This window comes from Gynurincola endophyticus, from assembly GCF_003991195.1.
GTDB classification, from domain to species: domain Bacteria; phylum Bacteroidota; class Bacteroidia; order Chitinophagales; family Chitinophagaceae; genus Gynurincola; species Gynurincola endophyticus.
The window spans coordinates 215044-230088 of the sequence record NZ_RCWL01000009.1 but is presented as its reverse complement, the minus strand read 5'-3'; the positions used below and the strand labels follow the sequence as shown (position 1 = coordinate 230088).

Annotated in this window: 13 protein-coding genes; 6 read left to right on the top strand and 7 right to left on the bottom strand. The window is 37.8% G+C overall.

Annotated elements, in window-relative coordinates; translation table 11 throughout:
* Positions 1–233: 233 nt before the first annotated feature.
* Together D9O48_RS16250 and D9O48_RS16245 are read right to left on the bottom strand one after the other, a co-directional pair.
* Entirely contained in the window at positions 234–995 is a 762-nt protein-coding gene (locus tag D9O48_RS16250; RefSeq protein WP_126974038.1) for an SDR family NAD(P)-dependent oxidoreductase, read from the bottom strand.
* Positions 996–1124: 129 nt separating this feature from the next.
* Positions 1125–1772 carry a Crp/Fnr family transcriptional regulator gene (locus D9O48_RS16245; protein ID WP_126974037.1) on the bottom strand — a complete coding sequence of 216 codons (648 nt, stop codon included), beginning with the start codon at positions 1770–1772 and terminating at the stop codon, positions 1125–1127.
* Between the two features lie 382 nt (positions 1773–2154).
* On the opposite strand from D9O48_RS16245, the gene D9O48_RS16240 reads away from it, so the two are divergent.
* Together D9O48_RS16240 and D9O48_RS16235 are read left to right on the top strand one after the other, a co-directional pair.
* Positions 2155–2784, top strand: coding sequence for a class I SAM-dependent DNA methyltransferase (locus D9O48_RS16240; protein WP_126974036.1), 630 nt, complete (start codon positions 2155–2157; stop codon positions 2782–2784).
* Between the two features lie 56 nt (positions 2785–2840).
* On the top strand, positions 2841–4370 hold the full coding sequence (locus tag D9O48_RS16235; RefSeq protein ID WP_126974035.1) for a S41 family peptidase: 1530 nt from the start codon (positions 2841–2843) through the stop codon (positions 4368–4370).
* Between the two features lie 139 nt (positions 4371–4509).
* Here the strand turns inward: D9O48_RS16235 and D9O48_RS16230 are convergent, their stop codons facing one another.
* From D9O48_RS16230 to D9O48_RS16220, 3 genes are all read right to left on the bottom strand, one after another.
* Positions 4510–5247, bottom strand: coding sequence for an SDR family oxidoreductase (locus D9O48_RS16230; RefSeq protein ID WP_126974034.1), 738 nt, complete (start codon positions 5245–5247; stop codon positions 4510–4512).
* A 96-nt stretch (positions 5248–5343) separates the two neighbouring features.
* A complete protein-coding gene (locus tag D9O48_RS16225; protein ID WP_126974033.1) occupies positions 5344–6267 on the bottom strand; it encodes a helix-turn-helix domain-containing protein in 924 nt (307 codons plus the stop codon).
* 654 nt (positions 6268–6921) lie between these two features.
* Positions 6922–7329, bottom strand: coding sequence for a helix-turn-helix domain-containing protein (locus tag D9O48_RS16220; protein ID WP_126974032.1), 408 nt, complete (start codon positions 7327–7329; stop codon positions 6922–6924).
* 169 nt (positions 7330–7498) lie between these two features.
* Here D9O48_RS16220 and D9O48_RS16215 point away from each other — a divergent pair, with 169 nt between their 5' ends.
* The 4 genes from D9O48_RS16215 to D9O48_RS16200 all read left to right on the top strand — a co-directional run bounded on the left by D9O48_RS16215 (position 7499) and on the right by D9O48_RS16200 (position 13806).
* Positions 7499–7927 (top strand): hypothetical protein, encoded by a 429-nt coding sequence (locus D9O48_RS16215; RefSeq protein ID WP_126974031.1) that lies wholly within the window; start codon positions 7499–7501, stop codon positions 7925–7927.
* A 172-nt stretch (positions 7928–8099) separates the two neighbouring features.
* Positions 8100–9185, top strand: coding sequence for an efflux RND transporter periplasmic adaptor subunit (locus D9O48_RS16210; RefSeq protein WP_126974030.1), 1086 nt, complete (start codon positions 8100–8102; stop codon positions 9183–9185).
* A gap of 27 nt (positions 9186–9212) precedes the next feature.
* Entirely contained in the window at positions 9213–12380 is a 3168-nt protein-coding gene (locus D9O48_RS16205; protein ID WP_126974029.1) for an efflux RND transporter permease subunit, read from the top strand.
* Positions 12373–13806 (top strand): TolC family protein, encoded by a 1434-nt coding sequence (locus D9O48_RS16200; RefSeq protein ID WP_126974028.1) that lies wholly within the window; start codon positions 12373–12375, stop codon positions 13804–13806. The genes D9O48_RS16205 and D9O48_RS16200 overlap by 8 nt, the downstream gene beginning before the upstream one ends.
* A gap of 215 nt (positions 13807–14021) precedes the next feature.
* Here D9O48_RS16200 and D9O48_RS16195 read toward each other — a convergent pair whose 3' ends face one another.
* On the bottom strand, positions 14022–14636 hold the full coding sequence (locus tag D9O48_RS16195; protein WP_126974027.1) for an alpha-ketoglutarate-dependent dioxygenase AlkB family protein: 615 nt from the start codon (positions 14634–14636) through the stop codon (positions 14022–14024).
* 54 nt (positions 14637–14690) lie between these two features.
* Entirely contained in the window at positions 14691–15026 is a 336-nt protein-coding gene (locus D9O48_RS16190; protein WP_199750602.1) for a hypothetical protein, read from the bottom strand.
* Between the last annotated feature and the right edge of the window lie 19 nt (positions 15027–15045).

Below are 15045 nucleotides of genomic sequence, written 5' to 3'. Positions count from 1 at the left end.
CAGCGCAGTGCTCGTTTGGATTGGAATGATGATTTGAGCGTAATCTGCGGGATAATACAGCATCGTATGGTTTGATATATGCAGAGTAAATGATTCAATTAAGGTTTAGCTTTCTGGCCGATATTTTTTTTAAGGTGCTAACAACATCATGGTATATTGAATAAAAAGCCTGTTTCTGATAGAAACAAGCTTTGCTGAACTTACAAAAATACATCTATTGAGTAAAGAGAATTTTATGAAACAGTAAAACCACCGTCTAAAGCAATTGATTGTCCGTGAACTAAAGATGCACGGTCTGATAATAACCACGCCACAGCTTCGCCGATTTCTTCTGTAGTACCTAAACGGCCGATTGGTTGAATAGCATTCCAATCAGCTTCAGAACCTACTTTTCCACTCTTAATAAGTCCGTCTAACATCGGTGTTCTGATTACACCCGGACAAACTGCGTTCACACGAACACCGTGTTTACCATATTCCAATGCTGCATTTTTAGTTAAACCGGATACACCGTGTTTGGAGGCAATATAGGCGGAAATACCAGGTTTACCTACGAGCGCACCTACACTCGCAGTATTTACAATCGACCCTTTACCGGGTTGACTTAACATTACTTTGATCTGTGCTTTTAAGCTCCACCAGATAGATTTTAAATTAGTATCGATGACCTTATCGAAAGCATCATCCGGGTACTCGGCAATTTCAGCGGTAGCGCCCGAAATACCGGCATTATTGAAAGCACCGTCTAATGAACCTAATACATCTACAGCTGTTTTCACCATGTTTTCAATATCTTCCTTTTTAGAAACATCCACTTTCAAGGTTGGGTATTTACCTCCAAATGATTCAATAAGTGACATGGTTTCTTGCAGAGATGCTTCATTGATATCACATAAAAGTAAGTTGGCGCCTTCTTTAGCCAATACTTTAGCCGTTCCTTGTCCGATTCCGGTAGCAGCACCGGTAATCAGTATATTTTTGCCTTTCAATAACATAATTAATAACTTTTGTGCTAAGTTACTGTATGGTAATGGGCAGAACCAGAACATAAATCAATACAAATACTTGATTTATGTCAAGTGAATATGTGAGTAAGGAGTAACATCTATATTGAAAGGATGATTTTATACATTTCCACCTTTATTATTCATTCGGGAACGTTTAATACGGGAATAAGTTTCTGCGCTGAAGCCCAGAAACGAAGCAATGATATTAGATGGTACCCGGTTTGTTAGTGAAGGATAAATATTTTCAAAAAAAGTAACCCGTTGTTCGGCTGTGTAACCTGGATGATTCATCGTTTGCAGGCGTTTCATCGCGTTGTTAAACTTTTCTTCTGCATGCAGACGACTGAAATTAACCAATGCGGGTATTTGTTGATGCAGGTATTGGATGTCGTCGTGGTGAAGCATAAAAACTTCTGCATCTTCCAGTGCTTCAATAGAAACAGAAGCGGATTTGCGTTCATACAGTGCTTCCAGATCTGCCAGCCAGGTATCTTCAATAGCCAGATCTATCGTGCGTTCAATACCATCAGCTTCGGTACTAAACATACGTAAGAGTCCTTTGTTAACATAAACAACATATTGAGGAATACTGCCAGCATTGAATAAAGTTCTTCTTTTCTTAATCTTTTTAGCCTGCAGGCGGTTGCATATCATATCCAGTTCAGCTGGTGAAAAATCAGCCTTGCTCAGAAAATTAGTACGAATCTGAGTGTGGTCATAGGCCCATGATCCCTGATAAAATCCCTGTGAAAGATTGGGTTCCATAGTATAAAATTACATATAAATGATCAGATTTGTATCTATCAAATCATATTTAACACCATGGAAATCAAATAATGATACGTTAATAATCAAGTTTTGCTCTATAATGCTTCTTCAGACTAACTGATAAGGCTATGCCAAATCTTCTCCCGCTCAAAAATGATCTTTATGCGCGTATCGGTTTATCATTAAAAATACTCATAAAAGTAAAAAATGTATTGTTGAATACTTTCGCCTGCTTTGATCATAACAGCTTTTGTGAATATAAAATACATATTGTAATTTTGCTGTATCCAACCTTGGCTCGTAATGTTCCCCATGCATTCGTTACAAAATGCCATTGTTACTTCTTCAATTGCCCGTACATGGGTGAAAATAATATTTTATGAATGTTGAGAAAGCATATAATGAGTGGTCTGCACAATATGACACCAATCTGAATAAGACACGTGATCTTGAAGCTGTTTCATTAAGAGAAACACTGGGTGATACAGCCTTTAGAAATTGTCTGGAAATTGGTTGTGGAACCGGTAAAAATACAGAATGGCTAATCACCAAAGGTGATGAAATACTGGCGGTTGATTTGTCAGAAGAAATGCTGGCAATAGCCAGAAGAAAAGTAATAAGTGATCAGGTAGCGTTCAGGAAATTTGATATTACAACTCCGTGGAGTTTTAAGGCAGATAGTTTTGACCTGGCAGTTTGCAGTCTGGTACTGGAACATATTGAAAATTTGAATGATATTTTTGAAAAGTTATCAAAAGTGCTTCAGAACAATGCTATACTGTATATTGGAGAGCTACATCCATTTAAGCAATATTCCGGTTCAAAAGCAAGATACCGGCAAGGAGAGGAGGAGGTAATTGTTAATTGTTACATACATAACATTTCAGACTTTACCGGAGCGGCGCAAGCTTTTGGCTTTCAAGTAATTGAAATTAAAGAGTATTTCGACGATAACAATCGTTCGGAAATACCGCGTATCCTGACTTTAAAGTTTCTTTTACAAAAATAATGGATGATTTGAGCAGTTTGGTATAATCTTTAGATTGATTGTACTAAAACCTTATAGTGAACAGAATTCTAATACTTTATATTCTTATTCTATGTTATTCCTGTAGTGGGAACCACTCTTTCAATCAGGAAGGTACTTCATTTGAAAACCTTCAGTTACAGAAATATTCACAAGACCAGTTGACCGCAGATTTTGACCTGATGGTGAATAGTCTGAAAGAAGCCCACACAGGCCTTTACTGGTACTCTTCAGAAGCTCAGTTTGACAGTGTGGTGGCTGTTCAGAGAAAATTAATAAAAGACAGTTTAAACGGGTTGCAATTTTACAATATTGCGGCCCCTATTGTTGCTTACTCAAAAGAGGATCACTGCGACATCTATTTATCAGATGATATCAACAGGCGATTGAACAGAAGTGGCCTGTTCCTTCCGCTTTCAGTCATACATTTGAATAACAAAACATATCTGCTGAATAGTCCTGTCAGCACAGAAAATATTAAAGGGTTTGAACTGGTGGCGATCAACGGTTTGCCACTAACTCAACTCTACGAACGTTTGTTTAATACTTTCGCTGCTGATGGATACATACTTAGTTCTAAATACAGATCACTTGATTTCAGGGGACTCTCCAGAGAGTATGCTAAAGTTATTTGTCAACGGAATGAAAATACTATTACTGTAGTAGATCCATTGTCTAAAAAAGAAAAAACATTCACTGTTGCTTCGGTTTTATCACAAGGGCTGACAAATATACACCGGCAGGTGAGTCGCGAAAATACTATCAGAAGGGAGATTACCTCTCCGGCCGAGTTAAAGTTTCTTGACGACCAAACGGCAATGATCAGCTTCAGAACTTTTTCAAATAAGAATTTTGAAAAAAGTAATATGAGGTTCAAGTCATTTGTTGATTCATCTTTTAAAAAGATTCTATCCGGAAAAGTAAAAGCATTGATTATTGACATCAGAGATAATGGTGGTGGTTCTGAAGGTAATGAAGACTTTCTTTTTTCTTATCTCACCAGTAAACCATATCAAAAGTATCGTTATGTAGAAGTGTCGAAACTGAGCTTTAGCTTTTTTGATCATACGGATTATTCTTCAAAGGAAGATCGTGAAGCACTGGAAGTAGAGTTAAAATTTGATAATGAGCAGCACTCGGATGGAAAATACTATCGTAAGCCGGGCAGATATGCTGCAGAACCGGTAAAAGCCAATGCATTTAAAGGAAGTTTATTTGTATTGACCAGCGGCTGGACTTATTCCGGTGGTGCCGAATTTGCGAGTCTGGTGAAAGAACATACCAATGCTGTTTTTATCGGCGAAGAAGCGGGAGGAGGTTTTAATGGTAATACCAGTGGTACATCACTGGAGTTAACTTTACCGAGTACGAAATTAAAAATAGATATACCAATATTGAGGTTTGTACTGGATGTAAAAAAAGGTGAATTTGGGCGTGGAGTGATTCCTGACTATTCAATACAACCAACATTTGAACAGTTTATAAAAGGCGAAGATGTAGAGTTACAATTAGCGCAGAAGTTAATCAGATCTGGTATACATAACATCAGTCAATTAATCACTTTTTAATACAATTCACTTGTAAAAAAGAGGATTTTTTATTATATTAATTTACACGATAATATCGTGTTTAAACGTGTTTTTTTCGAATGGAATAAAGACGACATAAGTTTCAACTTATGTACGTCTTTAAGGCATAATTAAAGCACTATGCCATTCCACCATTTATCCCTATATTCTGAGCGTTTATCCATTTGGCACTATCACTTGCCAGAAATACGATCACCGAAGCAATATCATCCGGTTCACCGATACGGTTAAAAGGGTTGAGTGAAGCCAGTCTGTCAACCAATTCTTTTGATTTTCCATTCATAAACAGTTCCGTATTTACCGGGCCTGGCGAAACAGTGTTTACATTAATGCCACGTCCGATTTCTTTGGAGAAAACGCGGGTCAGCTGCTCTACTGCCGATTTAGTAGCTACATAGGTACCATAACCAGGTAGCATTAATCTATTGACGGAAGTTGAAAAATTAATAATACTACCATTTTCTGCCAATTTATCTGCAGCCTCACGAAGCGTGTTGAAAACGCCTTTTACGTTGATATCGAATTGACGGTCAAAGTCCTCATCAGAAGTTTCTTTAATCGGTTTAGTAATCATAATACCGGCATTATTTACCAGCACATCTATCTTACCGAAATGAGTAATAGCGGTATCAAAAAGTTTTTTTACTTCCGGCGTTTTACTGACATCTGCCTGTACGGTAATTGCTTCGCCACCGGCACTGATAATATGTTGTACTACTTCGTCAGCAGCCTGTTTACTGCCGGAATAATTCACAATAACTTTTGCACCGGCTTCAGCCATTCGTTTTGCTACAACCGCACCAATACCTTTTGATGCACCTGTAATCAGTACTACTTTATTATGTAAGGTTTTCATGCTTTGATGTTTTTTGTAAGTTCAAAATTAAGAAAGCATACAAATTTGTATGTTGCGAATTTCACAGCAATGGTTGTAAAAATCACATACTAACGTTTATGTATTGTTAAGTTTTTGTTTGCGATACTGAATAGGAGATATATGGGTATGCTTCTTAAAATAATTACTGAAATGGGCTGTTTCGGCAAAACCTAAGCGGAAAGCAATCTCCTTAACCGGAGTCAGCGTATTTTTCAAAAGATTTTTTGATTCAGTAATGGTTTTTTCACTAATCCACACAGAAATAGGTTTGCCGGTTTTGGTTTTAACAACATTACTTAAGTAAGTCGGATGCAGATTTTGATCAGCTGCATAATGATGAATTCTCAACAAAGTATCCGTTTTACCCGAACGTAAGTCTCTGAAGTTTTTCTCCAGTAGTTGCTTGAATTTTTTTACGATCTGGGAACTTCTTTTTCCTTCGTTGATAGGATTATAATTTAAGAAGAAAGTATTTCTTATTTTATACAATAAGACTGATAGTAAATGGCCAATAATAACGTGTTGGTCATTGTTTGTCATCTTATACTCTTCCTCAATAAGAAGATAAATGTTTTCCAGTTCTTTATACTGCTCGTCGCTAACTACTCTTGGCTCAACCGTTTCTGTTAATAAAAATGGAAAGAGGGTAAAAATGTCTTTATGCACATATTCTTTGAGAAAAGATTCATCAAAAGTGATGAGATATATTTCAGTGATTTTTTTCCAGCTAAATGTTCTGTAATTACTCGGATTTGTAAAGTAAACTGTGTTTGGATTGACTTCAAAAGTGTAATCATCAATGGCATATTTTCCGCTTCCGTCTTTAACAAATAAGAAGGAGAAATAATCAGGTTTGAAAGAAGGGGACTGGTAGGGAAGTTTGAAGCCGGTGTGTTTCAGGTTATGAATGGTAAACCCTTTAGATGCCTGCAACACATCTAAAGGCAGTTCTAAATATTGATACAAGTCATACAATGACTTTGTTTTCCGGTTATTCATATGATTCTATAAATATTCACTTGTTGATTATTATAAATGTACGTAGAAAGCGGAATATTTGTAAAAACTAAATGATTGATTACAGTTACGGTAATATGGCTGGCAAGGTGTTCCCGTATCATTCTATTGGCCTGTGCGTGTGTATAAGGCTTGTTATAGGTGGTAGCAGTAATTACAATCACAATTTTTAAGTATGCAAGTATTGTTTCTATTAACGGATGAGATTTTAATTATTGATGATGCCTGGTTAGTATGCCAGTGATCTGCATTTTCGCTGGAAGATTGGAGAATATCAAGAAAAATGAACTAATAATCAACAGAATGTAATTAAGCTCCGGCAGTGAATAGTTTGCTATTATTTAGATTCCTATATGTTTACGATGTGTTAGCCGAGTGTCAATGAAGACAAACAGCGCAAATCATACTTTAGTAGAAAATATAAATGATCTTTTTCTACTGCCCGTAACATTAAATTCCACCAACCACCTTTATAATGTTACCTATCGATACCCTTTATACTGTTTTATTTATCAACCGCTCTGCTCAATAAATCCCTCTGAGCGATATTTAACGAGCAATCCGATAAACCCCAGTTCAATACTTAAGTGTTAAAACACCCATAGTATCTGTAAATAGACCTGCATGCATTCGGTACTACATATATTTACGTAACTGTAATTCAAATGGATGATAGGTATGGCTTTTATGTGATTCTTTTTTATAAGCCAACGGAGTCATTACCATAGCATCTTTAAAACAACGTATAAAATGGCTTTGGTCAGAAAAACTACACTCATAAGCAATGGTATAACCGGCAGGCTTAATATTATAATGTGCATTCTGCCAGTTACGAAACAATAATGAACCGGCTGTGCAGTTATAGGTAGATTTTCTATTGCCTTCTGAAACCAGGCCTTCCTGTATAAAAGTAAAATAGCACAATTCACGATAATGCCAATCAACATATCCGTGTGTGTATTCAGTATCGGTAAGGATTAAACCGTTCAGATTTATTAAATGATTCGTGTTTCCAAAAAAAAGTCCGGTGGATAGGTATTCCATTTATTATTTAATCTGTTTAAATATTCAGAAACTGTCTGTTAGCTTTAATTGAGTTTAAAAATGATAATTTTTTATAAATAACATTCCGGTAACGCATTAACCCATTTAACATTTTTTTAACTACACCTCAGAAGTTCGTAAACGAAGGTTTGTGTACGTTTGATGTAGAATGATTAAATGGCTACTTAGAACAGTTTTATTACTGAGCGTTTACTTTTTGGCTGGTTTCAGTCAGCAATTATATGCCAATGCATATAATATCAGTGCTGAACATGTGCAAAATATTACCTGTCAGTCAAAAATAAAATCCTCTCTTTTTGCTTCAGCCGAATCTACTATCATTCCTGCTCAATTTGTTTCTTCTAACACAACTCACGATAGTAACCGGATACTCGCTATAGGAGTTGACAATAAAGATGAGAAAATTAAATATCTCAACTTTAAGAAAAAAACATCCTCCTCAAATTACTTCATCGATGTTTATTTTGCTCCTTTAGAAGATACTCCTTATCATACCGACTATAGTCTCCCTGTTTGTAATTATTTAGCTTATTATTTATCCCACTCTTATCTCAGGTTCTGCGTATTCAGAATTTGATTTTCTTCCGGCATATCAACATATGCTTTCTTCTTGCGGCTTGCCATATACTACGATTTTTCACGATTGAGTACTCATTCGTCTTGTTTCAAGACTATGAATACTGCTATTGTGTTATACCTACCTTAAAATAATTTTCCAAAAGCCGATTGCTTTAAAAGCAAATTTTTTTATGAAGAAATTTTTCATGCTCATCATGGGCGGGTGTGCCCTTGTTTGTTATTCAAGTTGCAATTCAGAACACGAAGAAAAAACTGAAGAAACTCAGTTTCTTGTAACCAGTCCTCTGAAAAAAGACACTTCCATTACCAAAGATTATGTTTGTCAGATCCGCTCTGTTCATCACATTGAGTTGCGGGCACAGGCAAAAGGTTATTTGCAAAAAATTTATGTTGACGAGGGACAGTTTGTTCGCAAAGGACAATTACTCTTTCAGATTATGCCAATGCTCTATGAAGCTGAATTTCAAAAAGCACAGGCAGAAGTAAACTTTACAGAAATCGAATACCAGAATACGAAAAAACTTGCTGATAGTAATATTGTGGCTCCTAATGAACTGGCAATGGCGAAGGCAAAACTAGACAAAGCCAAAGCCGAATTATTATTAGCAGGTACTCATTTGGCTTTTACCGAAATCAGGGCACCTTTTGATGGTATCATCGATAGATTTTTAGTTCGTCCGGGTAGCCTGGTAGATGAAGGTGAATTGCTCAGCAGTTTATCTGATAATAGTAAAATGTGGGTTTATTATAACGTTTCCGAAGCCGAATATCTCGATTATAGCACTGCACAAAAAGCAAACGAGCCGATCAAAGTAAATCTGTTGATGGCAAACAACAAGCTCTTTGATTATCCCGGACTTGTTGAAACTATCGAAGCTGACTTCAACAACGAAACCGGTAATATCGCTTTCAGGGCAACATTTCCTAATCCCAAAGGACTGCTTCGTCATGGTGAAACCGGCAATATAAAAATGACAGAACCTTTCAAAGATGCTTTGATTATACCTCAAAAAGCAACTTTTGAAATGTTGGATAGAAAATACGTATATGTAGTAGATAAGGATAATATCGTACATCTCAAACAAATCAAAATCGGTGCGGAAATGCCTGATTTATACATCATCAATGAAGGTATTGAAGCGGATGATAAAATCTTACTGGAAGGTTTGCGTAAAGTGAAAGACAATGATAAAGTAACCTTCCGTTATGAAGACCCCGCTGCTGTAATGGCTCATTTAAAACTTCCTACAGAATAATACAGTATATCAACTAAAAGCAAAAAGATGTTTAATCTATTTATCAAAAGACCGGTCTTTGCAATAGTGATATCACTTGTCATTATTTTCATGGGCCTGCTGGCAATTAATACATTGCCTATTTCACAGTTTCCTTCTATCGCTCCGCCACGTGTAATGGTCAGTATCGCTTATCCGGGCGCCAGCGCAGACGTATTGGTACAATCGGTATTGATCCCATTAGAAAAATCAATTAACGGAGTACCCGGGATGCGTTATATGACTTCTGACGCTACCAGTGCCGGTGAAGCAAATATCCAGGTAGTTTTTGATATCGGTGTAGATCCGAATCAGGCTGTTGTTAACGTAAAAAACAGAATTGAACAGGTTACCAACCGGCTTCCCGAGTTGGTACAACGTGAAGGTTTGATTGTTAATATCGTTCAGCCTAACATGCTGATGTATGTAAACGTATACAGTAAAGACCCTAACGCTAACGAAAAGTTCCTGTTCAACTTTGCAGATGTTAATATATTACGGGAAGTACAGAGGATCAGTGGGGTCGGACAAGCCACCATTCTCGGTAGCCGGCAATATGCCATGCGCGTATGGTTGAAACCCGATCGTATGCGAGCCTATAATGTTTCTACCGATGAAGTGATGGAAGCATTAAGTACTCAAAGTATTATCGGGTCTCCAGGTAGAATAGGCAGAAGCGACGGTAAACGTTCAGCCGCACTTGAATATGTATTAACTTATCAGGGGCGATTCAATGAACCTGAACAATACCAGAATGTCATTATCCGTGCCAATGCAAACGGTGAGGTATTACACCTGAAAGATATAGCTGATGTAGAACTGGGAAGTGAATTTTATGATATCTATTCTAACTTAAACGGATATCCTTCTGCAGCAATTGTTCTGAAGCAAAACTACGGCAGTAATGCCAGTGATGTGATCAAAAGCGTAAAAGCAAAGCTCGATGAAATTAAAGCAACCTCCTTTCCGCCCGGAATGGACTATGAAATCAGTTACGATGTATCCAGCTTCTTAAATGCTTCAATCGATAAAGTCGTACATACCCTCGGTGAAGCGTTTATTCTGGTAGCATTAGTAGTATTTCTGTTTTTAGGAGACTGGCGCTCTACATTAATACCCACCCTTGCTGTTCCGGTATCATTGATCGGTGCTTTTATATTCATGCAGTTTTTCGGCCTTACCATTAACCTCATAACGCTGTTTGCATTAGTGTTGGCAATTGGTGTGGTTGTGGATGATGCCATTGTGGTGGTGGAGGCCGTGCACGCCAAAATGGAAGAAGAACACATATCACCTTACCGGGCAGTGAAAAAAGTTTTACATGAAATCAGTGGTGCTGTTATCGCTATTACTTTATTGATGACTGCTGTGTTTGTGCCGGTAGCATTTATGACGGGGCCGGTAGGTATTTTTTACAGACAGTTTGCTATTACAATGGCCTGCTCTATTGTAATTTCAGGAATTGTTGCATTAACACTAACACCGGTTTTGTGTGCTATGATTTTAAAGAATACACATGGAAAACCTCGAAGAAAAACATTCATGACCCGTTTCATGGATCAGTTTAACCAACTCTTCGAAAAACTCACCGGCCGATATGTAGGCCTTTTAAAGCATATTGTTAACAGACGCGTAGTTACGTTCGCAGTCTTATTGATATTCGGTGTTGGTATCCTGGGTGTTGGCAGAATGTTGCCTTCCGGGTTTATTCCTAATGAAGACCAGGGAATGATTTACGCCATCATTCAAACACCTCCGGGTTCTACACTCGAAAGAACCAATGATATCGCCAAACAATTGCAGGAAGTAGCTGAACAGGTCGACGGTATTCAATCAGTGTCGGCATTAGCAGGATATGAGGTACTCACGGAAGGACGTGGATCTAATGCCGGTACCTGTTTGATTAATCTGAAAGACTGGTCTGCACGTAAACATTCGGTAAATGAAATTATCGAAGAACTGGAAGAAAAAGCTAAAGAAATTCCCGGCGCAACGATCGAGTTCTTCGGGCCACCTGCCGTACCGGGTTATGGTGCTGCCGGAGGTTTTGCATTACGCCTGCTCGACAAAACCAATAGTGATAATTATAAAGATCTGGAGCAGATTAACGATGAATTCATGGCTGCACTCGAAAAACGTAAAGAGTTGAAAGGCTTGTTTACTTTCTTCAGTGCCAATTATCCTCAGTATGAACTGGAAATCGATAACAAAGCCGCCATGCAGAAAGGTGTATCAATCGGAAAAGCAATGGATAACCTCTCTATTCTCATCGGTAGTTCATATGAACAAGGATTTATCCGTTTCGGAAATTTCTATAAAGTATTCGTACAGGCAGCTCCGGAATACAGAAAACTTCCGGATGATCTGATGCAGTTATATGTAAAAAGTAACCATGATGAAATGGTTCCTTATTCAGCTTTTATGAAAATAAAAAAATCACAGGGCCTGAATGAAATTACACGTTATAACATGTATAACTCATCTGCCATCAGAGGAGAACCTGCATCAGGCTATAGCAGCGGAGAAGCTATTAAAGCGATCGAAGAAGAAGCTGCTAAAGTATTACCCAGAGGGTATGCTATTGATTGGGAAGGACTTTCTAAAGATGAAGTAGGAAGAGGTAATGAGTCTTTATACATCTTTCTGGTAGTATTAGGCTTTGTGTACCTCGTATTGGCTGCTCAATATGAAAGCTTTATTATTCCGTTATCGGTTATCTGCTCTCTGCCGGTGGGTGTATTCGGCTCATTCCTTTTATTGAAAAGTATGGGACTGGCTAATGATATCTATGCGCAGGTGGGACTGGTAATGCTGGTAGGTTTATTAGGAAAGAATGCAGTATTGATCGTTGAGTTTGCAGTACAAAAACACCAGCAGGGATTTTCTATTTATGAAGCAGCGATTGAGGGAGCGAAAGTTCGTTTCCGCCCGATTCTGATGACTTCATTCGCCTTTATTGCAGGGTTGATTCCACTTGTATTTGCGCATGGCCCTGGTGCAATCGGTAACCAGACCATTGGTGCCTCTGCAGCCGGAGGAATGCTGTTCGGAACTGTGTTCGGAGTAATTATTGTACCCGGACTGTATTACATTTTCGCAAAACTGGCAGATAACCGTAAACTCATCAGAGATGAAGATGAAAGTCCATTAACAGAAGAAATCGATCACCATGCTTAAAAAAAATCAAATTCAATCTGTAAGTATTCTTAGTGTTTTTCTAGTGTTGACTGCTTGTAAAATACCGGCTATCACTGAAAAAAATGAGAATAAAAAAATACCTGCGGGTTATTCTTACTCGTATGACACTACCAATAGTGCTCAGCTTAACTGGAAGGAATATTTCAATGACAGTTATCTGAACAATTTAATTGATACAGCTTTAAAGAATAATCAGGAACTAAATATTGTATTGCAGGAAATTGATATTGCCCGCAATGAAATCAGTATCAGAAAAGGAGAGTACCTGCCATTTGTCGGGCTCAAAGCCGGCGGTGGAGTTGATAAAGCAGCAAGATATACCAGTCGTGGTGCGAGTGAAGCTAATATTGATATAAAACCCGGCAAAGAAACACCTGAGCCGTTAGGCGATATGTTAATAGGAGCTTATGCAAACTGGGAAATAGATATCTGGAAAAAACTACGGAATGCGAAAAAGGCGTCCGTTAACAGGTACCTGGCTACGATCGAAGGTAAAAATTTCGTAATCACGAATCTTATAGCCGAAATAGCCAACGCATACTATGAGTTGCTGGCACTGGATAATCAACTTGAAATTGTTCAAAAGAATATCGATATTCAGAATAATGCTTTGAAAATTGTTCGTGTGCAGAAAGAATCCGCAAAGGTTACCGAACTCGCAGTGAAAAGATTTGAAGCAGAAGTATTGAATACACAAAGTATTCAATATAATATTCAACAACAGATTGTAGAAACTGAAAATAAAATCAACTTTTTACTGGCCCGGTACCCACAGCCGATTCCACGTCAGCATCAGGATTTTGAACATTCTGTTCCACAGATTATTTATGCTGGTATTCCTGCTCAACTATTAGATAAAAGACCAGATATCAGACAGGCTGAACAATCATTGATGGCAGCTAAGCTGGATGTTAAAGTGGCTAAAGCAAGGTTTTATCCTTCCTTAGGTATTTCTGCGGCTATCGGTTATCAGGCATTCAACCCGGCACATTTTTTCAAAACACCTGAATCGTTGCTGTATTCACTGGCCGGAGATATTACTGCTCCCTTAATTAACAGAAATGCCATTAAAGCAGATTACTATAATGCCAACGCAAAACAAATACAGGCAGTATATGAGTATGAACGTACTTTACTAAACGCTTATCTGGAAGTAGTTAATCAGATGAGTAAAATAAATAATCTCGAAAAAAGCTATGGATTTAAATCCCGTCAGGTAGAAGCCCTGACACAATCAATTACCATTTCCGGTAATTTATTTGCCTCTGCGAGAGCTGACTATATGGAAGTACTACTTACACAAAGAGATGCATTAGAGTCAAAATTCGATCTGATAGAAACAAAATTACAACAGATGAATGCAATGGTAAACATTTACCGTGCTTTAGGAGGAGGATGGGAATAGAATGGCAGTTGGTGTTAGTCTCTATTGTCTCAGTAAAGAAAGAAGGCGCACACTCGTGCGCTTTTCTTTTTAAAGGAAACAAAGCCCCTTCTTAAAAGATAAGAAAAAAAACGGATATTTCCAAAAATGAGGTGATTATACCCGACAATTGATAATGCCCTGAATGCTTATACTAAAGGTGTATTTTTTATCGTCGGTCGATGATCGGTTCTTTTTTAACTTGTTTCAACTATCGTTCTGAAAGTGAGGTTTACACGTTCTTTGTGATTTTTTTTGGTAGGAGGTAATCTATGTAACCAATGTGTTTGCGTATTTCCTTTCATTACTAATAAACTACCGTGTTCCAGAATCAATTCTACTTTTTCACCGGTCGCTTTATGTTTGAATGCAAATTTTCTTTCGGCACCCAGGCTGATGGAAGCAATTGCTCCGTTCTTTTTCAGTGCAGTTTCTCCGTCGCTATGCCATGCCATGCCTTCTTCTCCGTTATGATAAAGGTTTAACAGGCAGGAATTATATGTTTCTCCGGTTTTTGCTTCGGCAATCGATTTCAGCAGGCGTAAATCATCTGTCCATGCAAGCGCATGTTTTGTGGTATTAGAATAGGTATAAGAAAAACCTTTGTCGCCATACCAGGCTACTTTCCTTTTGGTAATAATTCGTTTGCCAAACATCACGGCTTCATCATTCTTCCATTCAATATCATGTAACAAACGGTGTAACAAGGCATCCGCAGCTGAGCGCTGCATTATTTTGCCGTAATAATGAACAATACCGTCTTTCGGTAACCAGTTATGTGTTTCGTCGGGGGTCTGAGTGAATAAATCCATTTTTTATTTTCTATGACTGCAATTTAAAAATAAAATTCAGTAGGGTTATATTGATCAGATTTCTTCTATGATGGATTGGCCTTCTGAAAAATCACCTGATGTCCATACCCAGTTTTCATGTAGCCTGATTTTTCCGTCGGGCAATATTTCTGGTACAGAGCGGCAGATACCGGTCATGATTTCTTCTTTGTCATTAATCTGATGATAACGCATATCGATTTTACCCTCGTCATCAACGAGTCCAATTAAATGCCCGTACACAATTTTGCCACCATAATATTCTGCGGTTAACAAATTACCGGTTTGCTTATAATGAAAGGTTGTTTCTCCTGAGGTTTCACCGTTAGCGGTATTGGTAACCGGTTTAAATGTTTTGTTATTGTAGTTCATTATCAGTTCATTTTTAGCG

What these genes read in the sequence shown, in the direction of transcription:
- D9O48_RS16215 (WP_126974031.1), top strand. Translation starts at nt 7,499, where the DNA reads ATGATTAAATGGCTACTTAGAACAGTTTTATTACTGAGCGTTTACTTT.
- D9O48_RS16210 (WP_126974030.1), top strand. Translation starts at nt 8,100, where the DNA reads ATGAAGAAATTTTTCATGCTCATCATGGGCGGGTGTGCCCTTGTTTGT.
- D9O48_RS16240 (WP_126974036.1), top strand. Translation starts at nt 2,155, where the DNA reads ATGAATGTTGAGAAAGCATATAATGAGTGGTCTGCACAATATGACACC.
- D9O48_RS16200 (WP_126974028.1), top strand. Translation starts at nt 12,373, where the DNA reads ATGCTTAAAAAAAATCAAATTCAATCTGTAAGTATTCTTAGTGTTTTT.
- D9O48_RS16225 (WP_126974033.1), bottom strand. Translation starts at nt 6,267, where the DNA reads ATGAATAACCGGAAAACAAAGTCATTGTATGACTTGTATCAATATTTA.
- D9O48_RS16250 (WP_126974038.1), bottom strand. Translation starts at nt 995, where the DNA reads ATGTTATTGAAAGGCAAAAATATACTGATTACCGGTGCTGCTACCGGA.
- D9O48_RS16190 (WP_199750602.1), bottom strand. Translation starts at nt 15,026, where the DNA reads ATGAACTACAATAACAAAACATTTAAACCGGTTACCAATACCGCTAAC.
- D9O48_RS16245 (WP_126974037.1), bottom strand. Translation starts at nt 1,772, where the DNA reads ATGGAACCCAATCTTTCACAGGGATTTTATCAGGGATCATGGGCCTAT.
- D9O48_RS16195 (WP_126974027.1), bottom strand. Translation starts at nt 14,636, where the DNA reads ATGGATTTATTCACTCAGACCCCCGACGAAACACATAACTGGTTACCG.
- D9O48_RS16220 (WP_126974032.1), bottom strand. Translation starts at nt 7,329, where the DNA reads ATGGAATACCTATCCACCGGACTTTTTTTTGGAAACACGAATCATTTA.
- D9O48_RS16205 (WP_126974029.1), top strand. Translation starts at nt 9,213, where the DNA reads ATGTTTAATCTATTTATCAAAAGACCGGTCTTTGCAATAGTGATATCA.
- D9O48_RS16230 (WP_126974034.1), bottom strand. Translation starts at nt 5,247, where the DNA reads ATGAAAACCTTACATAATAAAGTAGTACTGATTACAGGTGCATCAAAA.